This is a genomic window from Caballeronia sp. INDeC2 (assembly GCF_023631325.1).
In the GTDB taxonomy this organism is placed as follows: domain Bacteria; phylum Pseudomonadota; class Gammaproteobacteria; order Burkholderiales; family Burkholderiaceae; genus Caballeronia.
In genome coordinates this window covers 1-8,338 of the sequence record NZ_JALQDG010000043.1, presented here as the reverse complement: position 1 = coordinate 8,338, position 8,338 = coordinate 1, and the positions used below count along the sequence as shown (strand labels likewise).

Annotated in this window: 9 protein-coding genes; 2 read left to right on the top strand and 7 right to left on the bottom strand. The window is 63.7% G+C overall.

The genetic code is table 11. From position 1 onward, the window contains the following. Positions 1 to 159: 159 nt before the first annotated feature. Both NCS28_RS29090 and NCS28_RS29085 read right to left on the bottom strand, forming a co-directional pair. Positions 160 to 1,557, bottom strand: coding sequence for an FAD-dependent oxidoreductase (locus tag NCS28_RS29090; protein WP_250517256.1), 1,398 nt, complete (start codon positions 1,555 to 1,557; stop codon positions 160 to 162). A gap of 57 nt (positions 1,558 to 1,614) precedes the next feature. Continuing rightward, entirely contained in the window at positions 1,615 to 2,154 is a 540-nt protein-coding gene (locus tag NCS28_RS29085; RefSeq protein ID WP_250517255.1) for a carboxymuconolactone decarboxylase family protein, read from the bottom strand. Positions 2,155 to 2,276: 122 nt separating this feature from the next. Here NCS28_RS29085 and NCS28_RS29080 point away from each other — a divergent pair, with 122 nt between their 5' ends. Continuing rightward, a complete protein-coding gene (locus NCS28_RS29080) occupies positions 2,277 to 3,233 on the top strand; it encodes a cupin domain-containing protein (protein WP_250517254.1) in 957 nt (318 codons plus the stop codon). A 21-nt stretch (positions 3,234 to 3,254) separates the two neighbouring features. On the opposite strand, the gene NCS28_RS29075 is transcribed toward NCS28_RS29080, so the two are convergent. Continuing rightward, the gene (locus NCS28_RS29075; protein ID WP_250517253.1) at positions 3,255 to 4,370 is read right to left on the bottom strand and encodes an NADH:flavin oxidoreductase; all 1,116 of its coding nucleotides are present in this window, start codon (positions 4,368 to 4,370) and stop codon (positions 3,255 to 3,257) included. A 105-nt stretch (positions 4,371 to 4,475) separates the two neighbouring features. Here NCS28_RS29075 and NCS28_RS29070 point away from each other — a divergent pair, with 105 nt between their 5' ends. Continuing rightward, a complete protein-coding gene (locus NCS28_RS29070; protein WP_250517252.1) occupies positions 4,476 to 5,372 on the top strand; it encodes a LysR family transcriptional regulator in 897 nt (298 codons plus the stop codon). Between the two features lie 34 nt (positions 5,373 to 5,406). On the opposite strand, the gene NCS28_RS29065 is transcribed toward NCS28_RS29070, so the two are convergent. The 4 genes from NCS28_RS29065 to NCS28_RS29050 all read right to left on the bottom strand — a co-directional run. Next, on the bottom strand, positions 5,407 to 5,928 hold the full coding sequence (locus tag NCS28_RS29065) for an SRPBCC family protein (RefSeq protein ID WP_250517251.1): 522 nt from the start codon (positions 5,926 to 5,928) through the stop codon (positions 5,407 to 5,409). Next, a complete protein-coding gene (locus NCS28_RS29060) occupies positions 5,906 to 6,310 on the bottom strand; it encodes an ArsR/SmtB family transcription factor (protein ID WP_250517250.1) in 405 nt (134 codons plus the stop codon). Before NCS28_RS29060 ends, NCS28_RS29065 begins: the two co-directional genes overlap by 23 nt. A 157-nt stretch (positions 6,311 to 6,467) precedes the next feature. Further along, positions 6,468 to 7,457, bottom strand: a complete 990-nt coding sequence (locus NCS28_RS29055) for an MBL fold metallo-hydrolase (protein WP_250517249.1) — start codon at positions 7,455 to 7,457, stop codon at positions 6,468 to 6,470. 419 nt (positions 7,458 to 7,876) lie between these two features. Then, on the bottom strand, positions 7,877 to 8,338 hold a 462-nt coding region (locus NCS28_RS29050), incomplete at its 5' end, for a CotH kinase family protein (RefSeq protein WP_250517248.1).

Here is an 8,338-nt window from a genome sequence, read left to right as displayed (position 1 = left end):
GGGGGGGGGGGGGGGGGGGGGGGCGGGGGGGGGGGGGGGGGGGGGGGGGGGGGGGGGGGGGGGGGGGGGGGGGGGGGCGGGGGGGGGGGTGGGGGGGGGGGGGGGGGGGGGGGGGGCGGGGCCCCCCCCCCCCCCCCCCCCCCCCCCCCGAGGCCGCTATTACGCGGCGCGCTCAGGCAGCCTGGACAGCAGCGGCCCGAGACCTTCCGCGATGGTCAGATGGGAGATCACGGCATCCCGCAGCTTCGGATACGGGAGTCCGGCGATCATCGCCGTTTGTACCGCCGCCAGCACTTCGCCCGCTTCGGAGCCGATCATCGTGAAGCCGAGAATGCGGTCGTCTTCCGCGCCGGCGAGCACTTTCATGAAGCCCTGCGTTTCGTCGGTCGCTTCGGTTCGCAGCACATTGCTCATCGGCAGCGTGGCGACGCGCACGGCGATGTTGTCGCGCCGCGCATCGGTTTCGCTCAGGCCGATGCGTGCGAGCGGCGGATCGGTGAAAAGTGTGTAGGGAATCAGCCGGTCGCCGGTGCTGCGATGTCCGCCCGCCATGTTGTCGCGCACGATCCGGAAGTCATCGACGGAAACATGGGTGAATTGCAGACTTCCCGCGACTTCGCCGATCGCCCAGACATCGCGCGCGGACGTTTGCAACCGGTCGTTCACGCGGATAAAGCCGCGCTCGTCAACGTCGATGCCTGCCTGCTCCAAGCCGATATCGGCCGTGTTCGGAACGCGTCCGGCCGCGATCAGAATGTCGCTGCCTTCCACGGTCTGCTCGCCTGAAGGCGTGCGCACGACGACGCGTACCTGCGTGCCCGAGTGCCCTTCGACGCGAATCGTCTGCGCGTCCAGCACGACATCGATCTCTTCCGCTCGAAGAATGCGCAGCATCTCGTCGCCGACATCCGCATCTTCGCGGGCCATCAGCCGGACACCGCGCTCGATGATCGTCACGCGGCTGCCGAAGCGCCGGTACGCCTGCGCCATCTCCACGCCGATATAGCCGCCGCCCAGCACGATCAGATGCGGCGGCGCGCGGTCGAGATCCAGCGCGCCGATGTGCGTCAACGGATCGGCCGACCGCAGGCCCGGCACGTCCGGGATCACGGCATGCGTGCCGACGTTGACCACGACCTGACCGCCGCCGAGCGTGCGGGTGCCGCCGTCGTTGAGTTGCACTTCGATAGTCTTCGGCCCGACAAAGCGTCCGACGCCCATGATCAGCTCCGCGCCGCTCGATGCATACGCCTGCACGTGAAACGCGGCTTCCCGTTCAACCATGCCGCGCTTGCGATCGCGGACCTTCGCCATATCGATGGCGACTTCACCCGTTGTTGCCCCGAAATCGGCGGCATGGCGCGTCAGATGCGCGACGCGTGCGCTCCAGATCTCGTTCTTGCTCGGCAGACACGCGACGGCGGGACACGAGCCACCCACCCACTGCCGCTCGACCACGGCGACGCGCTGCCCGGAGCGCGCCAGATGCCACGCCAGCAGCTTGCCGCCCTGACCGCTACCGAGGATCAACGTATCGAACTGTTCGATTTGAGACATGACTTTCTCCCGAATGGATTGATGTGCAGCGGACGGATCCGCTCGCGAGCGTCTGCGTCACTCGACGGACGGAAAATCGACGTCGGTGTCGTTGATGCGATTGAACGTGTTCGTGAAGATCGTCATGGCGATCGCCAGCGAGATCTCGGCCAGTTGCTTGTCGCTATAGCCTGCCACGCGAATGGCGGCGAGTTCGCTTTCGGCGATCGTGCCGCGCGTCGTCTGCAGGGTGCGCACGAAGCGGATCAGCGCATCGCGTTTGACGTCGCCCGTCGGCTGGCTCGCGCGGATCTGCCCGAGTGCTTCCGGCGTCAGACCGGTCATCTTGCCCAGCATCACGTGCGCGGCTACGCAATAGTCGCAACCCGTCTGCTCGCTGACCAGCAGCTTGATGGTTTCCAGATCCTGCTTGCTCAGGCTGCTGGCGGCCAGCGCGCTTTCGGCGTCGAGCGCGGCGTTCAACGTCGCGGGCGCGAGATGGCCGAGCGCCGCGAACAGATTCGGCACGCTGCCGCCCGCGATCTTGCGAACGCGTGCGTAGACGGCGGCGGTGTCGCCTGTGGCATTGGCGACGGCGGGAATGACGATGCGACTCATGGTGGACCTCGTTCGGTGGTGGTTAAGAGCCTCCACTTTAGGTTCGCGGAATGATCTTGTTGAGACTAAAAATACTCAATATCATGCTCAAAAGGATCATCGTTTGAATTTCGAGGGTAAGCATGTCGATGTCGATCGATTGGCTGAGCCGCCTGCTCGGCATGATGACCGTGCGCGGTCAGCTCGAACTACGTTGCTCGTACGGCGCGCCGTGGGAAGTGATCTACGCCGATTCGGATGCGGGCGAAATGCCGTATCACATCGTGCTCGCCGGATCGGCCGTCCTGCAGACGCCCGGCGGCGGCAAGCCGCAACATCTGCGCGCCGGGGACATCGTGATGCTTCCGCACGGTTCGGCGCATACGCTTCGCGACGGCAGCGGCGCGCAGCCGAAGCCTGCCCGGCAACGCGCGGCGCTCAACCTTGTCATCAGCGAGAACAAGGGCACGGGCGAGCGTCTGGACATGCTGTGCGGACGGATCGTCCTCGCGCCGCCGCATGACCGCTTCGTTCGTGCGTATCTGCCGACGCGGCTCGTCGTCCGCACGTCGACGGCGAAGGGCGGCCCACAGGGCGCGGCGCTGGAACAGTTGAATGGTCTCGTCGCGCTGATGCGCACGGAATCGATCGCCGGTAATCTGGGCGGCTACGCGATGATGAACGCGCTGTCGGCGGCGCTTTTTGCGCTGGCGTTGCGAGCAAGCACGGAGTCCGACGAAGCGCCCGCCGGTCTGCTGACGCTCGCGGGACATTCGCGGCTGTCCCCCGCGCTCGCGGCGATCTTCGACGATCCGGCGCGTGACTGGACGTTGCCCGAACTGGCGAGTCTATGCAGCATGTCGCGCGCCACGTTGATCCGTCATTTTCGGAGCAAGGTGGGACGTTCGCCGATGGATCTGCTGACCAGCGTCCGAATGGCGCTGGCGGCAAACGAGCTGAAAAGGCCGGGCGTATCGACCGAAGTCGTGGCCGAGACGGTCGGCTATCAATCCGTGGCCGCCTTCAGGCGTGCGTTCAGCCAGCACTTCGATATGACGCCCGCGCACTGGCGGCGTGCGCATGCGGAGGCGCAGCAGTGACCGGTGCGCTCGCCAACAGGTTCAGGCGGATAACTGCATCGCGAGTTCGTGGTCCTTGATGCTGGCGATGGGTTGCAGTATCGAGCCGTCGAACTTTCTAGGTTCGCGCCCGCTCGCGAGAATCATCGGCAGATCGGGGTTCGCGAGCGCGCCGCGTCCGACCGTCACGATGTCCGCGCCGGAATCGAGCGCGTGGGCGATCCGTTCGGCCGTGTGCAAGCCGCCGTTCGCGATGATCGTCACGTTCGGCGCGTAGCGGCGCGCCAGCGCGACGAGGCTGTCGCGCGCGCCTTCGAATGCGGGCTGCCACGCTTCGCGCTCGGTCACGTGGATGAAGTTCACGCCCGCGTCGGCAAGCTTGCCGAAGATCACTTCGGCGTCCGCCTCGCCGCCCGGCCACTTCGAGGAGAAGTCGTTGACCTTGCCCTGCGAGATGCGGATGCCGACCGGCACTGCATCGCCGAGGCCGATCCGCACCGAATCCACGACATCGACGAGCAGTTGCACGCGCGCCCTCGTGCCGCCGCCCCAACGGTCGTTTCTGAGGTTTGTGTGTGCGCCCAGAAACTGGTCGAGCAGATAGCCGTTCGCGCCGTGAATCTCGACGCCGCCGAACCCCGCGATATTCACCGCGCGCTGCGCCGCCTGCACGAAGCCCTGGATAGCCTCGTCGATCTCGGCATCCGTCATCTGCTTCGGTTCGGGATACGGTCCATCGCCGTAATAGAACGCCATCTGCTCGCCTTTGGGCCGAACGGCCGACGGCGCCACCGTGTGTTTGCGATAAACATTGCCCTGACTCAGCGCGCCAGCATGCATCAGTTGCGCGAACACGCGGGCGCCATGTGCCTGCATGCCGCGATTGAAGGCCGTCCATGCCCGCGCCTGCTCGTCATCGGCCAGGCCAGGCTGAAAACGGTATCCTTGCGAAAACGCCTTGTCGGTATAGATACCTTCTGTCGTTACGAGACCGAAGCCGCCTTTCGCGAAACGACTGTAGTAGTCGAACATCGTCTGTGTCGGGTGGCCGTTTTCCGTGGCCGTGATGCGCGTCATCGGGGCGACTGCGACGCGGTTGCGCACTGCAATGCCGTTGCCGTCGTACGGGGAAAGGATCTTTGAGGTGAAGTCGTTCATTTCGCGGCTCGTCGAGGAAGGAAAGTGACTTCATGGTAGGCGGCGGGAGGGCGGGGAAACAGACATCGAATGGTGAAGCCGCCGTAACGCTATCGGATATAAACCATGTTCCTTCCAGACGTTCGCACCTTCCTCGCCGTTGCGTCGGCGGGCAGTCTTTCCGCGGCGGCACGCCAGCTCGATGTCGTTCCTATGCAAGTGTCGCGCCGCATCGCGGTGCTGGAGGAAGATCTCGGCGTGCGGCTCTTTCATCGGACGACCCGCTCGCTCACGCTGACTGCCGAAGGTGAAGCGTTCGTCCCATTCGCCACGGCGATGGTGGATGCGGAATCCGGCGCGCGGGCCGAGCTGAGCCCGTCGCCGGGAAAGGCGTCGGGCGTGCTGCGTATGACGGCGCCAAGCGGGTTCGGACAATCCGTCGTGCTGCCCATGCTTCCGAGTGTGCTCGAAGCCAATCCGGAGCTTCGCATCGACCTCGATCTTTCGGATCGTCAGGTCGATATCGTCGGGCAGGGCCTCGACGTGGCCTTGCGGATTGCGCCCTTGGAAGACTCCGAGCTCGTGGCGAGGAAGATCGCTTCGAATCCTCGCCTCGTGTGCGCCGCGCCAGCGTATCTGAAGAAGCACGGACGTCCCTCGACGGTCGCCGATCTCGACACGCACGCCTGCATCCGATTGAGTGCGGTGCGACGGTGGCCGCTTGTCGTCGACGGAACGTTGATCCGCAAGCGCGTGGATGCGTACGTCACCACGACCAGTGTCGAAGCGGCGCGGACCGCTGCCGTGCAAGGTCTCGGACTCGCGCAGTTGACGTATTGGGACGTCTTCCGGCAACTAGCCGACAACTCGCTGGTGCAGATTCATTTGGATGACGCGGCGATGGAGGACTTGTCGGTCTGGGCGGTGATGCCCAGCAGGCGATACGTTCCGAACAGGGTGAGTGTCTTTCTCGACGCGCTGCAAAGCCGGATTGCGGAACTCAGCGAAGGGCATCGGCGCTGATGCCCTCATCGAACAGCCGACGAGACCGACAACTTCAACTCCCTTCCGCCCCCGCACCGCGCGCGACCAGAAAATCGTCCAACTGCTCGAACGTCTCGGGCATCGCTTCGTCCATTCCCTCGATGGCGATGTCGAGCGCTTCCTTCGACGGATAAAGCTCGTGCAACACCAGCAGCGTCTTGCCGTCCTTCTCCTCGAAGGTCACGGTCGTGACGGCGCCATCGTCGCTTTCTTCGTTGGTCCAGACGAGGCGGGCATTCGGCACCACTTCGAGATACCTGCCGAAGAACGCCAGCGGCGCCGCGGCCTTGGGATGAGCGAATTCCAGACGGTAGCCGCCGCCGACACGGACATCCTGTTCGCATGAGAGCAGTGTCGCGCCGCTCGACTTCGGCACCCACCATTGCCTGAACAAGTCGGGCGTGGTCCACGCTTCGAATACGAGCCGCGGCGGGGCGTCGAAGATTCGCGTGATGACCATCTCGCGCTCGGACTTTCGCTCCGACGTCGTGCGATTGCTCGCGCGACCGGGCTCATTCTCTCTTCTTGCGACCATCACGTTTCTCCTTGCGTTTGAGTTCTTCGATGACCGTGTCCAGCGCGTCGAAGCGCGCGGCCCACATCTGGCGATAGTTTTCGATCCACGCCGACTCTTCGTCGAGACGGCGCGAGCCGAGCCTGCACGTGCGCACGCGTCCCACTTTCTCCGTGGTGACGAGCTCCGCCCGCTCCAGTATGCCGATGTGTTTCTGCATGCCCGTGAGGGTCATGTGGAAGCGTTCGGCGAGGTCGGTGACTGACGCGTCGGCGCGCATCAACTGCTCCAGCACGCCGCGGCGGGTGGGGTCCGAGAGCGCGGCGAACGAAGCGTCGAATCGAGCGTTTTGAGGATACTGAGCCATTTGGTTGAGTATTGCATGTGGCTTGACGGGAGGCAAGCGGAATCAACCGCACGCTATCGGGCAGTGCGTGAGGGCGGTCGGAACGGTGGGAACGTATCTAGTGAAGATAACGAGCAAGCGCTCGAAGAAGCGCGTGCTCGTATCCGCAAGACGATAGCCTTCGCTGAAAAGGCCGATAACAGATGCCGCCGGTTCAGCTCGATGTCCCGCCCATGAAAAACTCGTCGCGATTGGTGCCCGTGGTGCGGACGCATATCGGAGAACGATACAACGGCTCTGCGTACTTCGTGCCCGGTAGCTGGTCACGGATCTTCATGAAGAGCGGCGACAGCCCGTTGTCGAGCCACGCGCCCCAGATCGCATCGTGATGGTCGGGCAAATAGAGTTTCGGCTTGAACAACTGAAGATGCTGGAACGTGTAGCCCAATTGTGTTTCAGCGATCGGGTGCGGCGTCCACGGAAAGATGCCGACGTCTACGCCGGGCGCGACGATCTGCGCAAGCTGACTCTCTTCCGGACTCGGGTTGCTCACGCTGTCGAACCATACGATGCGAAAACCGTTCGGGAACGTGAACGTGAAGCCCATCGTGCCCTGTGTGATGATGTTCGGATCGTTCGATCCGCGGGCCGCGACCGCGTCGTGCTGTTGTTGTTCGGCGGCCGTGAGGGGCGGCGCATCCAGCGCATAGAGCGCGGCAAGCTGCGTCGTGAGTCCGGCCTCGATCGTGCTGTGAATGATATGCGTCGGGCTGATCGTTATATCGCCATAAGTGAATTTTTCCGTGTTGTCGCCCTTGACCGTCACTGTCTGCGATGCGGGCACGCCCAGCATTTGCGCCTCTTGCGTGGTGATGGCCGAGCCGATGACCTGTGCCTTCGTTTGAGCGGCCACCGCGGCCACATCGCTGATGTGATCCGAGTGCGCGTGCCCGATCAATATCACGTTGGCGCGTGTCACTTGCGATACCGTGAAGCCCACGGACGGAGTACGCGCCGGACGTTCGTAATAGGTATCCATAATAATTACGACACCGTGATACGCGAGTTCGTAGTTGGCCGTGCCGAGCCAGCGCAGAACGGCGGTATCGCCTTGCGGCAACGGACCGCCTTGCGAAGCGGGAGTGAGGCTCTGACATGCCGGATCGGAAGCAAGCGGCGCGTCGGCGGCGTTCGCGGGCGTCATGCCGGAGTCGTCGCTGTGACATGCGGCGACGGTCAATAGAACACCGAAGGTAAGGGAAGTTGCAGCGAGGGTTCGTAGAAGGCCGGCCGTCCGCATAGTGTGTCTCCAGGAAAGGATCACTGACGAGGAATCGGAGTAATGCAAGGCAGCTTTGGGCGGATGTTAGGCGCGGCGTAATGAAGTGTCTATGTGCTTCGCACCATTTGTCGCGGAAGATGACCGATGCGTTGGCGACAGGTCACGTCGGCGTCACCGGTCAGTGGTGGAAGGATGCGAATACCCTTCCTTAAGTCAGTAAAGCATCGCCGCTGCTCGACGCGACAAAGTCGGGCGCTGGGCCGCGTATCTTGCGCGTTTGCCCACCGATGCCAACGGGCTGTTCCAAACGCACTGAGCCGACGCTACCACGAGGCCCGGCCTCAGAGATTCTCGTTGAGCCATGCGATCCGCTGCATCAGCCAGTTCTTCATGTAGTCGATTTCGCCCTGATATGAGCCCGTAGCGACGGGGTTGGGCCACACCTGAACATCGAGGATCGGCCACCGCGTGAAGTTGCGCTGTTCCGCGCCGCTTTCCTGGAGCGCGGCCGCGCTATCGTCGATATAGGCATTCAGCGTGTCGATCTGTTGCGCCTTCTGCTGGTCCCATCGAGCACGAATTCTCGGCTCGAACGTCGGGTCGACGGACTTCATCCGGGAGATCCAGATGTTGTCGGCGATCCACCAGCCGAGCGCATACTGGGCGCCGGAGTAATTCACGTTGCCGGCGGCGATGTCGAAATCCCACAGCGGACCATACTTGAGCTTGCCGCCGACATCCTTGTAGAGATAGATGCTCGAATACGCCTGCGCATCCTGATTCTTGAATATCTCGTTGACGAG

Excerpts from the sequence above, each read along its gene's own strand:
- NCS28_RS29090 (WP_250517256.1), bottom strand. The coding sequence starts at position 1,557 with ATGTCTCAAATCGAACAGTTCGATACGTTGATCCTCGGTAGCGGTCAG.
- NCS28_RS29085 (WP_250517255.1), bottom strand. The coding sequence starts at position 2,154 with ATGAGTCGCATCGTCATTCCCGCCGTCGCCAATGCCACAGGCGACACC.
- NCS28_RS29080 (WP_250517254.1), top strand. The coding sequence starts at position 2,277 with ATGTCGATGTCGATCGATTGGCTGAGCCGCCTGCTCGGCATGATGACC.
- NCS28_RS29075 (WP_250517253.1), bottom strand. The coding sequence starts at position 4,370 with ATGAACGACTTCACCTCAAAGATCCTTTCCCCGTACGACGGCAACGGC.
- NCS28_RS29070 (WP_250517252.1), top strand. The coding sequence starts at position 4,476 with ATGTTCCTTCCAGACGTTCGCACCTTCCTCGCCGTTGCGTCGGCGGGC.
- NCS28_RS29065 (WP_250517251.1), bottom strand. The coding sequence starts at position 5,928 with ATGGTCGCAAGAAGAGAGAATGAGCCCGGTCGCGCGAGCAATCGCACG.
- NCS28_RS29055 (WP_250517249.1), bottom strand. The coding sequence starts at position 7,457 with ATGACGCCCGCGAACGCCGCCGACGCGCCGCTTGCTTCCGATCCGGCA.